The sequence below is a fragment of the Succinivibrio dextrinosolvens genome (assembly GCF_900116345.1).
In the GTDB taxonomy this organism is placed as follows: Bacteria; Pseudomonadota; Gammaproteobacteria; order Enterobacterales; family Succinivibrionaceae; genus Succinivibrio; species Succinivibrio dextrinosolvens_B.
This window is the reverse complement of the sequence record NZ_FPAH01000004.1, coordinates 24,081-42,353: the sequence shown is the minus strand read 5'-3', so window position 1 is coordinate 42,353 and position 18,273 is coordinate 24,081. Positions and strand designations below refer to the sequence as shown.

General features: G+C 41.8%; 17 protein-coding genes. 14 read left to right on the top strand and 3 right to left on the bottom strand.

What is annotated here, in order from left to right; all coding sequences use genetic code 11:
* Positions 1-5 precede the first annotated feature (5 nt).
* Positions 6-1,100 carry an ABC transporter substrate-binding protein gene (locus BM308_RS02085; protein ID WP_074942641.1) on the bottom strand — a complete coding sequence of 365 codons (1,095 nt, stop codon included), beginning with the start codon at positions 1,098-1,100 and terminating at the stop codon, positions 6-8.
* 313 nt (positions 1,101-1,413) lie between these two features.
* Here BM308_RS02085 and BM308_RS02080 point away from each other — a divergent pair, with 313 nt between their 5' ends.
* Genes BM308_RS02080 through BM308_RS02065 form a run of 4 tightly spaced genes read left to right on the top strand, consistent with a single transcriptional unit; the run spans position 1,414 to position 3,798 of the window.
* The gene (locus tag BM308_RS02080; protein ID WP_074942640.1) at positions 1,414-1,899 is read left to right on the top strand and encodes a hypothetical protein; all 486 of its coding nucleotides are present in this window, start codon (positions 1,414-1,416) and stop codon (positions 1,897-1,899) included.
* Positions 1,900-1,937: 38 nt separating this feature from the next.
* Positions 1,938-2,771 carry a hydroxyethylthiazole kinase gene (gene thiM / locus BM308_RS02075; protein ID WP_074942639.1) on the top strand — a complete coding sequence of 278 codons (834 nt, stop codon included), beginning with the start codon at positions 1,938-1,940 and terminating at the stop codon, positions 2,769-2,771.
* A gap of 27 nt (positions 2,772-2,798) precedes the next feature.
* On the top strand, positions 2,799-3,107 hold the full coding sequence (locus BM308_RS02070; protein ID WP_074942638.1) for an MTH1187 family thiamine-binding protein: 309 nt from the start codon (positions 2,799-2,801) through the stop codon (positions 3,105-3,107).
* Positions 3,100-3,798 carry a thiamine phosphate synthase gene (locus tag BM308_RS02065; protein ID WP_074942637.1) on the top strand — a complete coding sequence of 233 codons (699 nt, stop codon included), beginning with the start codon at positions 3,100-3,102 and terminating at the stop codon, positions 3,796-3,798. The genes BM308_RS02070 and BM308_RS02065 overlap by 8 nt, the downstream gene beginning before the upstream one ends.
* A 70-nt stretch (positions 3,799-3,868) precedes the next feature.
* Here BM308_RS02065 and BM308_RS02060 read toward each other — a convergent pair whose 3' ends face one another.
* Both BM308_RS02060 and BM308_RS02055 read right to left on the bottom strand, forming a co-directional pair.
* Positions 3,869-5,473: a C69 family dipeptidase gene (locus BM308_RS02060; RefSeq protein WP_074942636.1), complete on the bottom strand. Its 1,605-nt coding sequence runs from the start codon at positions 5,471-5,473 to the stop codon at positions 3,869-3,871.
* 11 nt (positions 5,474-5,484) lie between these two features.
* A complete protein-coding gene (locus BM308_RS02055; protein ID WP_177214398.1) occupies positions 5,485-7,113 on the bottom strand; it encodes a C69 family dipeptidase in 1,629 nt (542 codons plus the stop codon).
* Positions 7,114-7,648: 535 nt separating this feature from the next.
* On the opposite strand from BM308_RS02055, the gene BM308_RS02050 reads away from it, so the two are divergent.
* The 10 genes from BM308_RS02050 to BM308_RS02005 all read left to right on the top strand — a co-directional run bounded on the left by BM308_RS02050 (position 7,649) and on the right by BM308_RS02005 (position 18,266).
* Positions 7,649-8,464: a P-loop NTPase family protein gene (locus tag BM308_RS02050; RefSeq protein WP_074942634.1), complete on the top strand. Its 816-nt coding sequence runs from the start codon at positions 7,649-7,651 to the stop codon at positions 8,462-8,464.
* Positions 8,461-8,880, top strand: coding sequence for a Holliday junction resolvase RuvX (gene ruvX / locus BM308_RS02045; protein ID WP_074942633.1), 420 nt, complete (start codon positions 8,461-8,463; stop codon positions 8,878-8,880). The genes BM308_RS02050 and ruvX overlap by 4 nt, the downstream gene beginning before the upstream one ends.
* Positions 8,873-9,208, top strand: a complete 336-nt coding sequence (locus BM308_RS02040; protein ID WP_074942632.1) for a YqcC family protein — start codon at positions 8,873-8,875, stop codon at positions 9,206-9,208. The genes ruvX and BM308_RS02040 overlap by 8 nt, the downstream gene beginning before the upstream one ends.
* Positions 9,209-9,376: 168 nt before the next feature.
* Positions 9,377-11,461: a flagellar biosynthesis protein FlhA gene (flhA, locus tag BM308_RS02035; protein ID WP_074942708.1), complete on the top strand. Its 2,085-nt coding sequence runs from the start codon at positions 9,377-9,379 to the stop codon at positions 11,459-11,461.
* 310 nt (positions 11,462-11,771) lie between these two features.
* On the top strand, positions 11,772-13,235 hold the full coding sequence (flhF, locus tag BM308_RS02030; RefSeq protein WP_074942631.1) for a flagellar biosynthesis GTPase FlhF: 1,464 nt from the start codon (positions 11,772-11,774) through the stop codon (positions 13,233-13,235).
* Between the two features lie 32 nt (positions 13,236-13,267).
* Entirely contained in the window at positions 13,268-14,107 is an 840-nt protein-coding gene (locus BM308_RS02025; protein WP_074942630.1) for a MinD/ParA family ATP-binding protein, read from the top strand.
* A 68-nt stretch (positions 14,108-14,175) separates the two neighbouring features.
* Entirely contained in the window at positions 14,176-14,907 is a 732-nt protein-coding gene (locus tag BM308_RS02020; RefSeq protein ID WP_218152525.1) for an RNA polymerase sigma factor FliA, read from the top strand.
* A gap of 107 nt (positions 14,908-15,014) precedes the next feature.
* The gene (gene cheY / locus BM308_RS02015) at positions 15,015-15,398 is read left to right on the top strand and encodes a chemotaxis response regulator CheY (RefSeq protein ID WP_031492288.1); all 384 of its coding nucleotides are present in this window, start codon (positions 15,015-15,017) and stop codon (positions 15,396-15,398) included.
* 8 nt (positions 15,399-15,406) lie between these two features.
* The gene (locus BM308_RS02010; RefSeq protein ID WP_074942628.1) at positions 15,407-16,165 is read left to right on the top strand and encodes a protein phosphatase CheZ; all 759 of its coding nucleotides are present in this window, start codon (positions 15,407-15,409) and stop codon (positions 16,163-16,165) included.
* A gap of 19 nt (positions 16,166-16,184) precedes the next feature.
* Entirely contained in the window at positions 16,185-18,266 is a 2,082-nt protein-coding gene (locus BM308_RS02005) for a chemotaxis protein CheA (protein WP_074942627.1), read from the top strand.
* Positions 18,267-18,273: the final 7 nt, after the last annotated feature.

Here is an 18,273-nt window from a genome sequence, read left to right as displayed (position 1 = left end):
TTTTTCTACTTCATGTATTTTTTAGCAATCTTTAAATACTTGTCGGTGATGTAGTTAGGATCCTTCATATGGTTGGTGATCTTGATGTTAGGATTTTGAGATGGCAGATCCTTCATAATCAGCATCAGACCAGTGGTCAGAGTTCTTTCAATCTTCTGAATCTCACTCTTTTTGTTGTCCTTGTTCTCAAACAAGCTGAGCTGTTCATCCAGAGTATAGATGCTGTGATCCTTTAAGTCCTTAAGACAGATAGATTCACTAAAGTCTCGTCCCGTGTAGTGCTTTAAGAATCTCTGATATGCAGAAACCAGCTGGGAGGCATCCTCACGTTGTTTTTCAACTGCTCTCAGATATACCGCCAGAAACTTGCCTACAGTCTCCTCATTATCCTTAAGATAGCTGTTGTCAGCTAAGAACATGATAGGGATGTATTCATCAATATTTCCTGCGGTGGTAACGTTCTTGTAGCCGATATACTCTGACTCATAGGTATCAGGAGACCATAGTCCGGCACCGGTAACATTCTTATTTTCCATTTCCTTTAGAATTTCCGGACCGGTTATATCCTTGATCACCACATGAGAGAAATTCAGATTGAAGATATCAAGCCAGGCTGCAAGGGTATAAGCACCTGAGGAAATACCCTTAACCAGGAAGGTCTTGCCTTTGATGGTTTCAGGACTTCCGCAGATCTCAGGATAATCTCGATTCCAGCCTTTTACTTTGAGGATATCACTGTCTTTTCTAACCATGACACTGGTAGATGGACCTTCATCACAGGCCATGCCGATGATTTTCAAATCCATATTGTTACTACCGATAATGAAAGGAATACTGCTTGCTGCAGTGATATTCCATACATTTGGATTATCTCGATGTTTATTCATCTCATCGATACCATTGGTCTGGGAAATCTCCAGCTTAATATCTATTCCCAGTTCATTATCCCAGCCCTGTTCTTTTGCATACCACATTAAAAAGCCTTCCTGTTCCATAAACATGGTGGCTTTGATCTGTGGAAGTCCTTCTGCGAAACATAATCCTGAAACAAGGACAGAACATAAGGATACGGTCTTAATCAGATTACTTAACTTGATCATGAAATCCTCTATAAAATGTCAGGTTTGGTAGTAAAAAAGCTTTGGTGTATTTTTTACATAAGGCCGTAATTGATAAAAAACAGCCTCTCAAAGATCAAGTTTAGTAGATTATTTTTTTTGAAATGTCGCCCATAGCAAATAATAGATATTTAAGCAGAAAATTATATCTACAGTCTTATTACAGCTGAATGGTAAGAAATAATGCATAGTGTAATCTGGATATTAAAATTTGCTATGATAAAAAGAGAAAATAAAACAAACAGATAACCGGAGTCAGAGATTCCTCATAAAAGTAGAATCTTTGAAATAATCAATGCTTAAGAAATTTCTAATTATCATCGCCTCTGTTATGGTTCCTTTTATTAACGGCTGCTGCAGTGAGAATAAATTCAAAGAGGAGCAAAGAGTAATGATTCCCAATCCTTTTGTGTACGTAGATTCTCTTGACAAAGCTACACAGGGGGCAGGCTTTGAATTTGACTGTCCTCAGAGCGCGGAAGGCTATTCAAAAAAAGATATCTCCTATATAAAAAACAATCTGATTCAGGTTGTTTTCAGAGAAGGGGATAAATCTATTCATTTACGCAAGGCCAGAGGTCATGAGGATATCTCTGGTGATTACAACATATACAACAAAATAGATGTTCAACAGATTAAGGCATATAGCGTTACCTTAAAAGGCAGGGTGGACGGTTTCTTTGTCGCCTCCTGGTCCTATGGCAGCTTCTCCTTTGCTGTTACTTCCAGTTCACCTTTAAGTGCCGAGTTTATTAAAAGTCTGATTACTGAAATGCATTAGTAATCGTATATTTCCAATCACACATATCGGATTTCTATATGACAGAACAGGAATTAAAACAGCAGATTATTGCTGCTATTCAAAAGGCTAGAGAGACTACTCCTCTAACCCCTTCGATCACAAACACCGTAACCACAAATCTTGTGGCAAATGCCCAGCTTGCAGTGGGAGGCTCTGCTGCAATGATTTATCTTCCAGATGAGGCGGAAGCTATGGCAAGGATTGGCGGTAGCTTCTATATCAACATGGGAACATTGCTTCCTGTATACGCAGAGACACTTCCTAGAGTTATCAGAGTGTTAAAACATAGCTCAACGCCATGGGTTTTAGATCCTGTAGGTATTGGAGTTGGAGCCTTAAGAGAAAGTCTGCTTCTATCCATAAAAGACTGTCCTCCATCCATTATCCGAGGTAATGCCTCAGAGATTATTGCTCTGGCTAATCTGTGGGGCCTTGATTCCGGTAAGAGTCATGACGGTGTTCGTGGTGTTGATTCAACTGATTCGGTTGTATCTTCAAAAAAGGCTGCAGTTGAACTTGCAAGATTTACAAAGGGGGCTGTGTCCGTCTCTGGCGAGATTGATCTGATAACTGATGGGGAAACTACAGTTTACCTTGAAGGCGGTTCTGAACTGTGTACAAAGATTACCGGTGCAGGCTGCTCTTTAGGCGGAGTCACTGCGGTATTCGCTGCTGTGGCAACTCCTTTTATTGCAGCTTTGACTGCATCATCTGTTTATAAAGTTGCCTCAGGAGCTGCAGAGAAGAACTGCAAGGGCCCTGCCTCTTTCCAAATGGCTTTTGTCGATAATCTTTATTCTGTAAGTGCAGAACAGATTAACGGCAGTTCACTTAAAATCGAAAAAGCTTAGGCACTGAAAATATCAGGAAGATAAAGTATGAATACATTAGTAGCGGTTGCAATAGCACCTTGTGGGACCGGTGATGAATTATCCTCAGAGGTAGCAAAGGTTGTAGACGTCATCAGAAAATCCGGACTTAAAAACAGAACCTCTTCCATGTTTACTGAAATCGAGGGTGAATGGGACGAGGTTATGAAGGTGGTAAAGGATGCCACAATGATCCTTGCAGATAAAGGCATTCGAACAGAGGTTGTGCTAAAGGCTGATGTACGACCTGGCTACAAGGATATGATGGATGGCAAAATTGATAGACTTGAAAAGAAGATTGCAAAATTAAATGAGTAGTATAAGACAGAAGCTTGATATATCCGCCTACCTGGTTTTAGGTCCAGAGAACACCCTGGGCAGAGATGTAGCAGAGATTGTAAAGGTAGCAGTTGAAAGCGGTTTTACCTGTGTTCAGGTAAGATCAAAGGTTGCATCAGCAAAAGAGATGATTTCACTTTGCCGGGATTGCGCAAAGGTTATTGCTGATTTAGGAAAAGCCGACAGTGTAGCGCTTTTAGTTGATGACAGACTTGATGTAGTGCTTGCAGCAAGAGATGATGGCATTAAGGTTGACGGTGTTCATGTCGGACAGTCTGATATTCCTGTCAGCGTATGCAGAAAATTCTTAGGAGAGGATTCTATTGTGGGCCTTTCTGCTCCTGCAAGTCGACTCATCGAATATGTTAAAAACACCGATGTCTCTGTAATTGATTATTTTGGAGCAGGTCCTCTGCATGAGACTCAAACCAAGCCTGACTGCGGAATGGATGAGAACGGCGTGGTTATAACCAGAACTTTTGAGGAGCTTACTGAGCTTGCCAGAATCAGTCCTATTCCGGTTGTAGTTGGCGGTGGAGTTAAGGTTCGAGATCTTGCTGCACTGAAAAAGACCGGAGTAGATGGCTTTTTCGTGGTATCTGCAGTTGCCTCTGCTGCTGATCCTAAAAAGGCCTCAGCCGAGTTGGTTTCAACCTGGGTGAATGCATAAAAAAAACATCCTGTCTTAATGACAAAGACAGGATGTAAATGCGTTATAGAGGTCTATTTTCTTAAATTGTCTAGTTTTCAACCTTCTCGTATGAGGTTGGAGCATAGTTTCTTGGAATATGTCCTTTCACATACTTAAAGCTGTCGGTATCCAGGATTGCCAGTAGTCTGTGATAAAGCTTAATCCAGTCCTCACGGTTGGCTTTGGCATTCTCTAAAAGCATATTATTAAAATCTTCAACTGAGAGGTTTAAAGAACTCTCGATAAGATCCTGTGATTCCTTTTCAATCCTGTGGGCGGTATTTTTAACCTCTGGTGCAAGAATTGAATAGTAGGCCCTGGTCAGATTTCCTACATTTGAAACATTCCAGTAGAACTTTGAATCGTCATACTGTTTTCTGTTTACTCGACTGTAAAGCTCTGTAATAGGTGCTACCGGAAGTGGTACGTAAAGACTTTCGGCAGGGGAGGTATAGGCCAGCCATGATACAGGCGCAGGCAGTCTGTCGTTGTTCTGGTTGATCCAGATATAGGATATGGCAGGAGTGCTCAATACTCTTTCTTTATCATATGCTGCATGACAGTATGGGAATCCGTAAAGACCTCCAGTTGCCTTGGTGGCAAATTCAAATTCGGTACCAGCATAAGAATCTCTGTGGATCTCCATAATCTGATTTAAGGTAATTGGCTTGTCTGGCTTTACAGAGAATGGATAGGCTTTTGTGTCATAGCCTTCAACCCAGGCTGGATAATGCTTGGATGGTGCCACCAGATCCATGGCTCTCCATACTCGACGCAGACAGTAATATGGGTGCAGATGTTCAATGGATTTTATAGAGCGCAGCCAGTCCAGACGTCCGTCCTTGTCAAAGGCAGCCCAGCCTATGGCCTTTAAATCCTCAATCAGGTGATCGTTGAAAATCTGATCCGGATTGTTTTTGTCCAGCTCTCTGATTCTAAACTGGTTTGCGGCAATAAAGAATTCACCGTCAGGCACCTTCTGTGCTGCCCAGAAGCCGCCTTTTCCGGATGGATTTGGCATCATCTCTAGTACCCAGCCTTCTTCTTTGTCTCCCACAATTAGAGTTTCAGCAGTTCCCCACAGACCATATTCGTCTATTAGCTCTCCCATTAGGATTACAGCTTCTCTTGCGGTAGTGCATCGCTCTAAGGCGACTCGACCTAGCTCTGAGGAGTAGAAAAGACCTGTTCCTGCATCAGGTCTTACGTAACCCATGTACTCGGAATTGTCTGTACACTCACCTAACATCAGGCCTTTTTCATTTATAATTCCGTAGTTACTGTCAAGATAGGCGTATGTATGTTCAACCTGAGGAATCTCTCCTAGGGACTCTGTAATAGGTACTCCGGAAAAGGAATAGTCAGGACCTCTACCTTTGACATTTAGTCTTGGAGTATAGTCACAGTTGTAGTCAGGGTAGGCCTCTCTTGCACATGCGGAAGGATAAACCTGGCGCATTTCGCCTTTTTTATGATCGGCTGCCGGTACATAGACTACAGAAGTATCACCGGTATAGCCGTCATTTGAATGGGTGATATATAAGGAACCGTCAGCTGAAGCTCCTTTGGTAATAATCATAGAGGTGCATGCCTGGGATGAATTTATTGCACACGCTGTTATAAGAGCAATAACCGAAACAATATATTTCTTCATACTTATCACCTCTAATTCTTATTATTCTGCTGTTTTTTCATATATTCCTGAGTGGTGGTCAGTATCTTTGAAAAAACATTGATATCTAATCTGTCAGGCAGTTTGTCAATGCCGATAGCATTGTAGAAAGGAATACCTTCTTTCTTGAGATTTGCCGAGTTCATTTCTTTTTTCTGGAGCTCTGCTTTTTCCTTTTCTTTGTCGACGTGAACTACCTCGTGCTTTTTATAGCTGTCAACAGGAATGAATTTTGGATTGTGTCCTTCTGCATAGCGGAGCATATAGCCACCGTCGTGTTTCTCCAGCAGATTTTCATAAAGCTTCTGCATTCTGTTGAAAGCGGTACGGGAGTTATTCTCAATTACACGGTTGAATCTTTCCTTTGGCAGTCCTTTAGAATGATTTATAAGAGTAAGGGAATGCTGTTCCTGCTCTAACACTCTGGTTTTGAGCATATCAGAGAGACTTGAGTAGTAGCCTACGGTCAGATAGGAGATTCGCTTGCTCAGCCACCACATCTTCTTCTCGTCATACTCGGTTCTGCTGGTGTCGGCATATACTGATGGGATCTTGTTTACCGTCAGAGGAACATAGGTTCCTTCACCAGATGGGCCTAATGACAGCCAGGTAATTGCAGATGGTGTGACTTTGTTGGCCTGACTTATAAAGGTATAGGTGGTGTTCTCGTTGGCAATTGATCTCTCACCGTAGTTCTCATGGGTATAAGGTGTGGCAAATAGACCTCCTGTTCCCTTGGTAGCATTGTCAAACTGGGTACCGGTATAGGTGTCTCTGGTCAGAGCAATTAGATCTAACAGACTTATCTTATTGTCAGGCTCTACTGAGAATGGATATGCGGTGGTTGCCCATCCTGAAACCCAAGGAGAGTAGTTCTTGGATGGAGCCACTATCGATAGGGCTCTCCATACTCTTCTTAAGGAATAATAAGGTCTTATCTCATTTCCTTTAACAGATCGCAGCCAGTTTAAACTACCTGACGTCATCTGAGCGATATCAGCCTGCTGCATAGTGGAAGTCAGGTTTTCATTGAAGATGAAATCAGGATTGTTTTTATCAATACTCTGAATTCTGAACTGATCGGCTGCTACAAAAAAATGTCCCTGTGGAATTTTTCTTGCGACATAGTATCCTCCTGCATTATTAACTGCAGGCATCAGCTCAATCACATAGCCTTCTTCCTTGTCTGATATAACCAGGGTTGCAGGTGTGCCATAGTATCCGTAGGTATCAATCATCTGTGCAAGCATAGCAATTGCATCAGAAGCTTTTACGCATCTCTCAAGTGTAAGCTTGGTTATTTCCTGAAGAGAAAGAATGGCTTTTTCAGATGGTTTGGATTTTGCTGACTTTAGTGCAGAACTGTTTTCACAGAAACCTAGCATCAGTGAATTTTCATTAATAATGCCGTATTCGGTTTTAATATATGCAAAGGTATGATTAACCTGAGGTATCTGTCCTAGAAACTTTAATGAAGGATCTCCGTCCTCATATATCTCACGCATCTCATCTGATTCATGATCAGCTGCCTCGACATACATGACATTTGGTGAAACCTTTCTGTCCATGCTGAAACTAAGATATGCGGTTCCATTGTCGCTGGCCTGTGGAGATACGTACATTACGGTTCCCGCATCTGCGGTGCTGAGAAGGGAAGTTGAAATTACAATAGAAAGAAATAACTTATTTAATTTAATCATATGCTGTGACTGAAATATTATTATGTATATCGCAATTCAAATCGTTAACTAAGACTAGGATAAGTTTTCTTTAAAAAAAATCATATTCCAAGGTCAGAATACTGTGAGTTAAGTCAGCATGAATTTTTAATTTTTTGATATATATCAGTTGCGCCTGCTATAAAATTTTTCTCAAAAGTTTAAATTTACCGATCTGCTAGCCTATTTCTCTTCCTTAAAGTACAATTTCTAAATTATGCACACCATAGATTACCCCTTTTAGAAACTAAATTTTGAAACTCTGTGTGAAGACACGGTGTCAGCTCACGAAAAAAGGTATAATCTATAGTGTTTTTATATAAAGATTCCTCAAAAAGATGCATTTCTGCATATTAGATTTGTTTACTCAGATCTGCCGACAGATGCATCTTTTTAATACTCTTAAAAAGCGCGGAAAGTTAAGAGCAAAGATTTTTTTATGTCAGATTTTAAAAAGAAAGGTACCGTTAAAAACGGTTTTGCAACTCTGGTTGATGCAATTGAGAAACTGTCAGGTCAGCATATTGATTTTGATTCAATTGACAATTCAGATTTGGATATCAAAGAGATTCGCAGACGTGAGGCTATTGAGGCCAGCAAGGAGATTGCCAAGAGAAGATCTGAGAACCATAAGAATTTTATAAACTCAGTTTATGCTTCTCATCGAGTCAATCCTGATTACACATTTGATAAGATTCAGATGGATCAGTTCAACAATCAGGCCATCAATACAGCTCAGGGCTTCTGTGTGTCATCCAGTATGGCAGCTCAGATGGACTCTGAGCCTCAGCTGTTTCTTCTGCAGGGCAATCCAGGTTCAGGTAAGACGGTCTTATCAAACTGCATTGCCAATTATTTTCTGAACAAACTGTGGAAAGACGTTGAACTGTGTTCATATCAGGAAATCAAAAGATCCAGAACACCAAGCTCAACTGATACCACAGTGGATGTTGAAGAAAAAATCTCAAAATGGGAGCGCCTGTGTACGGTTGATCTCCTGATAATCGATTCTCTTTGTCAGAACAATGAAAAGATCACTGCATTCGATAAGCAGGTTATTCCTGATCTTCTAAGATCTCGTCGTGCCAGAAGACTGCCTCTGGTAATCACTACCACAGTTCTTCCAAATGCCCTGCATGCTATGCTTGGTGATGAGATTTTTGAGTCCCTAAAGGAGTACAACGTGATGGGAGCTGCTCTGTTCGGTAATTCCCGCAGAGCTCCTATTTCCTTTGCCGGAGCAAACTTAATGTGAGTACGATTCTAGCTTTCGATTTTGGCCTGAACCACATTGGTGTGGCTACAGGAAATACAACCACCAAAACCTGTTCTCCTCAGAAATCTATAAGTGCTAAGGATGGCATTCCTGATGCCCAGGCTTTAGACCAACTGGTTCGTGACTGGCTTCCTGCCGTCTTTGTTGTAGGTCTTCCTTTAAATATGGATGGAACAGAGCAGGAGATGACCTTTAAGGCCAGAAAATTTGGCAACCGCTTAAAGGAAAAATATAAAAAGGAACTTGTCTTTATTGATGAACGTCTGACTTCTGCTTCTGCAAAAGAGGAAATCTTTGAGCGCGGAGGATTCAGAGCTCTGGCCAAAGATAAGGGCGCAATTGATTCTCTTTCTGCAGTAACTATTCTGGAACAGTATTTTTCTGAACATGCCTAAATTAACTAAAGAAGCAACTATCATCCTAGCTCTATCTGAAATTGAAAAGGAACTTAAAAATCTTAAGCTCTGGTCTGATGGAAAAAACAGACCGGAGGATAGGGCATTTTTAAGTGAAACTCCTTTCTTCATGGATACCATGGAATTTCATCAGTGGCTGGAGTTTGTGCTGATCCCTCAGATGATTCAGCTTATAAACAGTAAAGCTCCGCTTCCAAAAAATGTGAACATTCACCCTTATGCACAGGAAATATATAGAGGTAAGTGGCAAGAATACAAACTTCTGATTCAAAAAATCATGGAGTTTGATAAACTTTTCCAAGACTAGGCACGCTATTTGCTCTAAAGTGTGTAGATAGTAGTCTTGACGGAATTTTGACACGTGGCAATAAAAGATAAAATAAATTTTCTTGGACCCGCACTTACTAAGGCAAAGAGTAATCAGAAAGTAGCCAAGGGTCTGGAAATAGGTTCGACAACGCTAAAAAAAGTATCAATGCTTAAAATTGGTACACCTGTACTGGTATTAGCCTGTCTGGCCATGATTACTCTTCCAATGCCACCATTTCTGTTGGATATTCTATTCTCATTCAATATAGCTCTGTCCATGGTTGTGCTGCTGGTTTCAATCTATTCCCAGAAGCCTCTTGATTTCGGTTCTTTCCCAGCAGTTCTTCTGACGGCGACAATTCTTCGTCTGTCTCTGAATGTTGCCTCTACACGAGTTATTCTTTTAAACGGTCAGAACGGTACCGCAGCCGCAGGTAAGGTGATTGAATCCTTTGGTAATGTGGTAATGGGCGGTAGCTATACCGTAGGTATCATTGTTTTCGCTATTCTGATTATCATCAATTTCAAGGTTATTACCAACGGTGCCGGAAGAATCGCTGAAGTTTCAGCCCGTTTCACTCTGGATGCTATGCCTGGTAAACAGATGTCAATTGACGCTGATCTTAATGCCGGCATTATCGATCAGGATCAGGCCCGAGAAAGACGTATGGAAGTTACGCGTGAGGCCGATTTCTACGGTTCCATGGACGGTGCTTCAAAGTTTGTAAAAGGTGACGCCGTAGCCGGTCTTCTGATTATGGCCATCAATCTTGTTGGCGGTATTATTATCGGAACCTTCAGTTTTAATCTTACGATAGCTGAATCCGCGTCTATCTTTACACTTTTAACCATTGGTGACGGACTGGTAGCTCAGATCCCATCACTGCTGCTGTCAGTCGCTTCCGCCATTATTGTCAGCCGCCAGAGCAGTTCAAAACAGGAAATGGGACAGCAGGTTGTAACAGACCTGTTCTCAAAGCCTAAAACTCTGCTCATCTCTGCAGGTATTCTTTTTGTTATGGGTATTGTTCCAGGAATGCCTCATGTTGCTTTTCTCCTTCTGTCTTCACTTTGTGCTGGTCTTGGCGGTGCGCTTCACTATGTTGAAAAGAAAAAAGCAGAGTCAGAAAAAGAAAAGAGTACTGCTGTATCTGGCGCCAAGCCATCTCCAGATCTCAAGGAGCTATCCTGGGATGATGTATCAGAGGTTGATGTTATCGGTCTTGAGGTTGGCTATCGTCTGATTCCTATGGTAGACAAGAATCAGAGTGGTGAACTTTTAAACCGTGTAAAGGGCGTAAGAAAGAAGCTCTCTCAGGATCTTGGTTTCTTAATCCCTCCAGTACATATTCGTGACAATCTGGATTTAGGTCCTAATTTCTACAGAATTACTCTTATGGGCGTAACCTACGGTGAGGCTGAAATTCAGCCTGAACGTGATATGGCAATCAATCCGGGCCAGGTATTCGGTGAGATTCCTGGTTTAAAAGCTAAAGATCCTGCCTTTGGTCTGGATGCAGTTTGGATCAGCAAATCCGACAATGACAAGGCCTTAGGCTTAGGTTATACCGTGGTTGACTGTTCAACTGTTATTGCAACCCATTTATCTCAGATTCTAGCTAACAACTGCGCTTCTCTGATTGGACAGGAAGAAGTTCAGAATATTCTTGATATTGTGGCTAAATCCCAGCCTAAGCTCGTAAATGGTCTGATTCCATCTGTAGTTAATCTTGGTTTACTGACTCATATCCTGCAGAACCTTTTAAACGAAGGTGTTCCAATCAGAGATATGCGTACAGTGCTCGAGACTCTGGTTGAGTACGGACCTAAGAGTCAGGATCCTGAGGTTCTGACCGCAGCCTGCAGAATAGGACTGAGAAGACTGATCATTCAGGATATTGTAGGTTCTGAGAATGTTATCCCTGTCATTACTCTGGCTCCTGAGCTTGAAAAGGTTCTGCATAAGTCTCTCGAGACCGGTGGCTCTGAGGGTATCGGTATTGAACCAGGTATGGCTGATAGAATTCAGAGATCACTTATGGAGGCAACTCAGGCTCAGGAAATGGAAGGTGAACCTGCTATTCTCCTGACCTCAGGTATTCTTCGTTCAACACTTTCAAGGTTTGTAAAGAATACTATTCCTGGTCTTAGAGTCCTTTCCTATCAGGAAATTCCTGATGATAAACAGATTAAGATTGTGTCTGTAATTGGAAATAACCAAAATCAGCAGAATCTGGGAATTGGACGTTAACAGAGAGCTGATTACTGAATTTTGTTGAAAATTTCGGAAAATGTACTATTTTTCGGAAGAATAATAAATAAATTAAACATTAAATTGCAATTGCTTAATGTACTTAACAATATTGATATATTTCTAATTTGCCTTTATTGACTTGTATTTAGTTTTTAATGAAAATCGTAACTAGATGAAAAACAAAATTTTTATTTTATAATTAGTTAGAATAGAATAAAAAAATTTCAAATATACAAAACAATACAGTTTGGATTAGGAGGCAGTGTGTCTTTTCTCTGTCGGTACAGGTAGAGCACACTGATATAGAATGAAACTTAAGCGCTTTGTTGCAAAAGACATGCGAACTGCACTGGCTAAGATTAAAGAAGAGCTAGGGGCAGAAGCTGTAATTATGTCAAACAAACGCGTAGGTCCCAACGTTGAGATTATTGCCGGAGTGGAAGGTGAAATTAAAGCTCCTCCTGTAAAGTCACAGGCAAAGTCGAAAGGGCATATTACCTCAAATATTCAGGAGGATTCTCCTCTCTCCAGAATCATAGCAGATGATGAGGTTACCTTAAGTTCATCTAAAGTCAAATCTGAGAGCAAACCTGCAGCAAAAACAGTTGGCGGAAGCAAATCCGAGGCTTTTGCAAAGAGCCTATTAGAGATTTTAGAACGTCAGCAGCAGACTACTTCAGATTCATCTCCTCAGAAAAAGACCGTAAAGACTCCAAAAGTCAAAGCAAAAGCTCCTGCTCCTTTGTCAGAACAGACTGGACTTAGAGATCTTTTCATCAAAGAAGAAGAGAAGAACAAGGAGAAGAAGGTAGAGTCTTCACACGGCATTTCCTCATATATTTCCAAAGAATCAGAGTCAGAAAAATCTGAAATAGAGAAGCTTCGTCATGATGTTGATTCCATAAGACGCCTGCTGCAGTTTGAACTTGCAGGTCTTATGTCTGACACTAAAAAACGAGAAGAGCCTGTAAGGGCAATGATATACGAGCTTCTTCTTTCCTCTGGTTTTGATAAGGCAATTTCAAGTGAACTCTCAGAGAGTATTGATTCAGATGCCTCTTTTAATTTTGCCTGGCGTCAGCTTGCTCAGAATCTTGAGAGAAGAATTAAGACCGGTAGCGATGAAATCGTCACTGACGGTGGCATTGTTACCCTTATTGGACCTGCGGGCGTTGGTAAAACCACAACTATTGCCAAGCTCGCTGCCAGATTTGTTATGAAGTACGGTCCGGACAGGGTGGCCCTGATAACAGCAGATCACTACAGAATCGGAGCTGTCGAACAGGTAAAAACCTATGGACGTATTATGGGCTGCTCAACTTTTGCCATTAAATCAATCGATGAGCTGCCTGAAATGCTCTACACCTTAAGAGATAAGAGTCTGGTTCTGGTAGATACAGTGGGCGTAGGTCTGCATGATGAAAGATTTGAAAGTCAGGTAAATGCTTTAAAGAAACAGTCAAGATTAAAGATGAAACATTATCTTGTACTGCCAGCAACTGCTCAGAGAAAGGTTTTAGAGCATGCATATGAGCATTTTTCTAATATAGGTCTTAAAGGAATTATTTTAACAAAGATTGATGAAAGCGAGTCTCTTGCTGATGCTCTGTCACTATGCATCAAGCAGAAACTCATGCTTTCATATGTTACAGATGGACAGAGAGTACCAGAGGATCTTGAGGTCCCGGATGCCAGAACTCTTGCTTTAAAGGCTTTAAGCAGTGTTGAAAACGATGTGGCTAAATACGCCTTAGAGCAGTCGGTCTTATAAAAGGGTTTTATTTATTATTAGAAGGTAATCAAATGGCTATCGACGAAAGAACCAACAAGCGTAAAGTAAAGGTTATCACTGTTACTGGTGGCAAAGGCGGTGTTGGTAAATCAAGCGTGTCTTTAAATATTGCTGTTGCCTTAACTCTTTTAGGTAAAAAGGTAATGCTTTTTGATGCAGACCTTGGTCTTGCCAATATTGACGTTATGCTTGGTCTGAAAGTAGACAAGAATCTTGGTCATGTACTAAACGGCGAATGTGAGCTTAAGGATATTCTGCAGACAGGTCCTCATGGTCTGAGAATCGTTCCTGCTTCATCCGGTCTGAAGCAGATGGTGGAACTGAGCGTTGAACAGCATGCCGGTCTGATTAGGGCTTTCTCCACTTTAGATGAAGATATTGATTATTTCATTGTTGATACAGCCGCAGGTATTTCCGACATGGTTCTTTCCTTCTGCCGTGCCGCACAGGATGTGCTGATGGTTGTATGTAACGAACCAACCTCAGTTGCTGATGCCTATGCTCAGATGAAGGTTCTATCAAGAGACTACGGTGTAAAGAAGTTTAAGATTATTGGAAATCAGCTTCATTCCCTTGATGAAGGCAAGCTGATGTATCAGAAACTGGTGGCTGTAACTGAAAGATTCATTGACGCAACATTGGAGCTGGTTGCATGTATTCCTGTAGATATGAACATGAGAAAGTCGATAAGACAGCGCTCCTGTGTGGTTGATCTGTTCCCGACTTCTCCTGCTGCAAGAGCATTTAAGACCCTTGCAAACAGAATTACAACCTGGCCGATTCCTGATGTTGCAGGCGGTCACTTGGAATTTTTTGTTGAAAATTTGATCTCCGCCGACAAGAAAAATTAATAATAACAATTATTCTTATATATATAAGGTATTAAGTTTAAAAGAAAAAGAAAGTTTTTATGGCAGGAATGGTAAACGGTGCAAAGGCCTATCAGGCTCAGGTCCAGGTGGATATGGCACAGATGGTGGATACTTATGCACCATTGGTCAAAAGGATCGCTCTGCATCTTAAGGCCAGATTACCGGCTTCAGTAGAACTAGATGATTTAATCCAGTCAGGAATGATTGGACTTATGGATGCGATTACCCATTTTGAAGATGGACATGGTGCTGTATTTGAAACATACGCTTCCATAAGAATACGAGGTGCGATGATTGACGAAATGCGACAGAACGACTGGGCACCACGTTCTGTTCATCAGAATGCGAGAAGTATCTCAAACGCAATAACAAAACTTTCTCACCAGCTAGGTAGAGAACCTAAAGATATCGAAATAGCAAACGAGCTGGGAGTAGATCTTGAGAAATACAACCAGATGCTGCTGGATTCTTCTTCCAGCCAGATGATTGGTATTGAAGATCTTGGGGTAACTGACGATGTTATAGCAGAGGGTAATGATAACAGAAAAGATAAGCTGTTTGATTTTCTTGCAACATCCAAGTTCAAACGTTCACTTGCAGAAGCTATACAGAAACTACCGGAGCGAGAACAGCAGGTTCTGGCACTTTATTATGATGAAGAACTTAACTTAAAGGAAATAGGTCAGGTTCTTGAATTGAGTGAATCAAGAATCTGTCAGCTGATGTCCCAGTCTATGGCAAGATTGCGATCAATGCTCAAAGATTGGAGTGGAAAATAGGTTTAATTTAACACTTTTATACTATTTAAGTGGTTTTTTAACGACTTAGGCCCTATAAGTATAGAGGTATACCAATATTACAGGCTAACTGTAAAAAGGAGACTATCTTGGATAAGAATATCAAGATACTTATTGTAGACGACTTCTCAACAATGCGTCGTATCATTAAAAATCTTCTTCGTGATCTTGGATTCAACAATACTCACGAGGCAGATGACGGAGCTACTGCGCTTCCAATGCTTGAAGCTGGTGACTTTGATTTCGTAGTTACCGACTGGAATATGCCTATTATGCAGGGCATTGACCTGTTGAAAGCTATTCGTCAGAGTCCAAAACTCAAGGCGATGCCTGTTCTTATGGTTACCGCTGAAGCCAAGAGAGAGCAGATTGTTGAAGCTGCAAAGGCTGGTGTTAACGGCTACATTGTTAAGCCTTTCACTGCTGCAACTTTAAAGACCAAGCTTGACAAGATCTTTGAAAGATTCGAGTAAGGATTGCTATGCCTAGAGAAGAACACAGAAAACTTACTGTGGCAGATCTAGAGGAAATCAAGGACTTGCTTGAATGTGGTATGCAGGAGCAGGCCGAGGATAAGCTCCTGGTTCTTTCAAAGAACTTCAGTCAGCAGAAAAATGATGAGGTTTATGAGCAGGTCGGTAATCTGACAAGAGATTTGCACGAGGCTATCAAAAGGTTTGCAGAGGACGAAAGATTAAGAGTTATTGCAAACGTTGATATGCCAAGAGCTTCAGAGCGACTGACCTCGATAATTCAGATGACAGACGCGGCAGCCTCGAAAACACTGGATGCAGTTGAGGCATGTGCTCCAATGGTTAAAACGCTGAATGATTCAGTAGATAAACTTCTGCCTGCATGGAATTCTCTGATGAAGGGCCGAATTAACAGAGATAATTTCGTTACTCTGTGCAGAAATGTGGATACGCTGATTCATCATACCAAGGATAATGCGGCAAGAGTTTCAGAGCAGCTTAATGTGATTCTTCTTGCTCAGGATTATCAGGATTTAACCGGTCAGCTGATTCAGAATGTGATAACTCTTGTATCTGAGGTTGAAGATAAGCTGTTGCAGTTTTTGACTCACTTTAGTGATGAGGAAAAGAATTCGATTCTAGAAAACAGTGATGCTGTTAATGGAATTTCTCCACAAGGGCCTGCAACAGGTGAAGTACTCAAATCAGACAAAATTGCGGCAACTCAGGATGATGTGGATGATTTGCTTGCAAGTTTAGGATTCTAATAATAACGGAGACCTGAAAATGGATGAGGAAATTCTACAAGACTTTATAGTAGAAGCTGGTGAGATTATTGAAAATCTTAATGAACAGCTAGTCCAGATCGAGAAAACACCTGATGATAGGGATTTGCTTAATGCTATTTTCAGAGGTTTCCATACTGTTAAAGGTGGTGCCGGATTCCTGCAGTTAACAAATCTTGTTAACATCTGTCATGCTGCAGAAAGCTTGTTCGACGAACTTCGTAATGCCCGCATTTCAATGTCTCCAGATCTTATGGATGCTGTGCTTCAGGCCTATGACGAAATCACATCAATGTTCGACACTGTAAAGAACGCCCAGCAGCCAGATCCTGCTCCTCAGGAACTTATTGACAGATTACATGCTTTAGCCGCGGGCGGTGCAGCTCCAGCTGCTGCTCCTGCCGCAGCACCTGAGCCTGCTCCGGCTCCTGCCCCTGCACCGGCTCCAGAACCAGAACCAGCAGCTCCAGCAGGTGATGTTGACGATATTACCGAAGATGAATTTGAGGCTCTGCTTGACCAGTTACATGGAAAAGGTCATGCTCCTGGTGCTGATGGTGATGAAAACAAGGCTGCTGATGCAACTGATGCTGATTTTGACAAGATGCTCGCTACAGCACAAAGCGAGGCTTCAAAGAGTGCTTCTGCTGCTGCACCTGCACCAGCTCCAGCTCCTGCAGCCGCTCCAGCACCTGCCCCTGCACCTAAACCTGCCGCAGCTCCAGCTGCTCCTGCTGCACCTGCAGCTGCAAAACCTGCAGCCGCTAAAACAGATGCAGCAAAATCTGCTCCAGAAGTTGATACTACAGTTCGTGTTGAAACTCAGGTTCTTGATGACATCATGAATCTTGTCGGTGAGCTTGTGCTGGTACGTAACCGTCTGGTTAATATGGCATCAAGACGTTCAGATCAGGATATGTCTAAGGCAATTTCCAATCTGGATGTTGTAACTCTTGAACTTCAGAATTCTGTAATGAAGACCCGAATGCAGCCTGTTAAGAAAGTATTCGGTAGATTCCCTCGTGTTGTTCGTGACCTTGCACGTAAGCTTGGTAAGAAGATCGAACTGAGAATGGAAGGTGAGGATACAGAATTAGATAAGAATCTGGTTGATGCTCTGGCAGACCCAATGGTTCACATGGTTCGTAACTGCTGTGACCATGGTATTGAGGATCCTAAGGATCGTGTCGCTGTAGGCAAGCCTGAGACCGGTGTGGTTTTACTGAGAGCTTCTCAGCAGGGTGACCATATTCTTCTACAGATTCAGGATGACGGTCAGGGTATGGACCCTGATATTTTAAGAGCCGTCGCAGTTAAGAAAGGCGTATTGGATGAGGGCGCTGCGGATAGACTTTCTGATGCTGAAGCTCTGAATCTGATTTTCGCTCCAGGTTTCTCAACTAATACTGAGATTACTGATATTTCAGGTCGTGGCGTGGGTATGGATGTGGTTAAGACCAACATTTCCAAGCTTAACGGTACTGTAAATGTTATCTCTACCTACGGAAAGGGAACCACCATTGAAATCAAGGTTCCTCTGACTCTGGCAATTCTGCCAACTCTGATGATTTCTGTTTCTAACAGAACCTTTGCTCTGCCATTGACCTCAGTTTCTGAGATCTTCTATCTGGATCTTGATTCAATGAGAAACGTTGATGGTCTGAATACTATTGTTATCCGTGACAAGGCTATTCCTCTGTTCTTCTTGAAACAATGGTTCGAGAAGGTTTCTATCAAGGAATACCTTGAGAACAAGGCTCATATTGTTCTTGTACAGGTTTCTGCTGCTCAGCTGGTGGGCTTCGTTGTAGATGAGCTCTTAGGTCAGGAAGAAGTTGTTATTAAGCCTCTGGACGAGATCCTGCGTCATACTCCAGGTATGGCTGGTGCAACCATCACCTCTGATGGTGGTATCGCTCTGATTCTGGATATTCCTGGACTTATGAGAGCTTATGCTCATAAGGATGCAGAGCGTGTTCCGCTGCCATCAGATAAGCATGTAGTAGAAGAAAAGGTTGCTGAAGATACTGAGAATGCTCCACAAGTAGCTCCAGAAAATACTAACGATAATAACGAAGAATAAGGATAAC

What these genes read in the sequence shown, in the direction of transcription:
- BM308_RS02065 (WP_074942637.1), top strand. Translation starts at nt 3,100, where the DNA reads ATGAGTAGTATAAGACAGAAGCTTGATATATCCGCCTACCTGGTTTTA.
- BM308_RS02020 (WP_218152525.1), top strand. Translation starts at nt 14,176, where the DNA reads ATGGTAAACGGTGCAAAGGCCTATCAGGCTCAGGTCCAGGTGGATATG.
- BM308_RS02085 (WP_074942641.1), bottom strand. Translation starts at nt 1,100, where the DNA reads ATGATCAAGTTAAGTAATCTGATTAAGACCGTATCCTTATGTTCTGTC.
- flhF (WP_074942631.1), top strand. Translation starts at nt 11,772, where the DNA reads ATGAAACTTAAGCGCTTTGTTGCAAAAGACATGCGAACTGCACTGGCT.
- BM308_RS02040 (WP_074942632.1), top strand. Translation starts at nt 8,873, where the DNA reads ATGCCTAAATTAACTAAAGAAGCAACTATCATCCTAGCTCTATCTGAA.
- BM308_RS02070 (WP_074942638.1), top strand. Translation starts at nt 2,799, where the DNA reads ATGAATACATTAGTAGCGGTTGCAATAGCACCTTGTGGGACCGGTGAT.
- BM308_RS02025 (WP_074942630.1), top strand. Translation starts at nt 13,268, where the DNA reads ATGGCTATCGACGAAAGAACCAACAAGCGTAAAGTAAAGGTTATCACT.
- BM308_RS02005 (WP_074942627.1), top strand. Translation starts at nt 16,185, where the DNA reads ATGGATGAGGAAATTCTACAAGACTTTATAGTAGAAGCTGGTGAGATT.
- BM308_RS02080 (WP_074942640.1), top strand. Translation starts at nt 1,414, where the DNA reads ATGCTTAAGAAATTTCTAATTATCATCGCCTCTGTTATGGTTCCTTTT.
- BM308_RS02055 (WP_177214398.1), bottom strand. Translation starts at nt 7,113, where the DNA reads ATGTACGTATCTCCACAGGCCAGCGACAATGGAACCGCATATCTTAGT.
- thiM (WP_074942639.1), top strand. Translation starts at nt 1,938, where the DNA reads ATGACAGAACAGGAATTAAAACAGCAGATTATTGCTGCTATTCAAAAG.
- flhA (WP_074942708.1), top strand. Translation starts at nt 9,377, where the DNA reads ATGCTTAAAATTGGTACACCTGTACTGGTATTAGCCTGTCTGGCCATG.
- BM308_RS02010 (WP_074942628.1), top strand. Translation starts at nt 15,407, where the DNA reads ATGCCTAGAGAAGAACACAGAAAACTTACTGTGGCAGATCTAGAGGAA.
- BM308_RS02050 (WP_074942634.1), top strand. Translation starts at nt 7,649, where the DNA reads ATGTCAGATTTTAAAAAGAAAGGTACCGTTAAAAACGGTTTTGCAACT.
- BM308_RS02060 (WP_074942636.1), bottom strand. Translation starts at nt 5,473, where the DNA reads ATGAAGAAATATATTGTTTCGGTTATTGCTCTTATAACAGCGTGTGCA.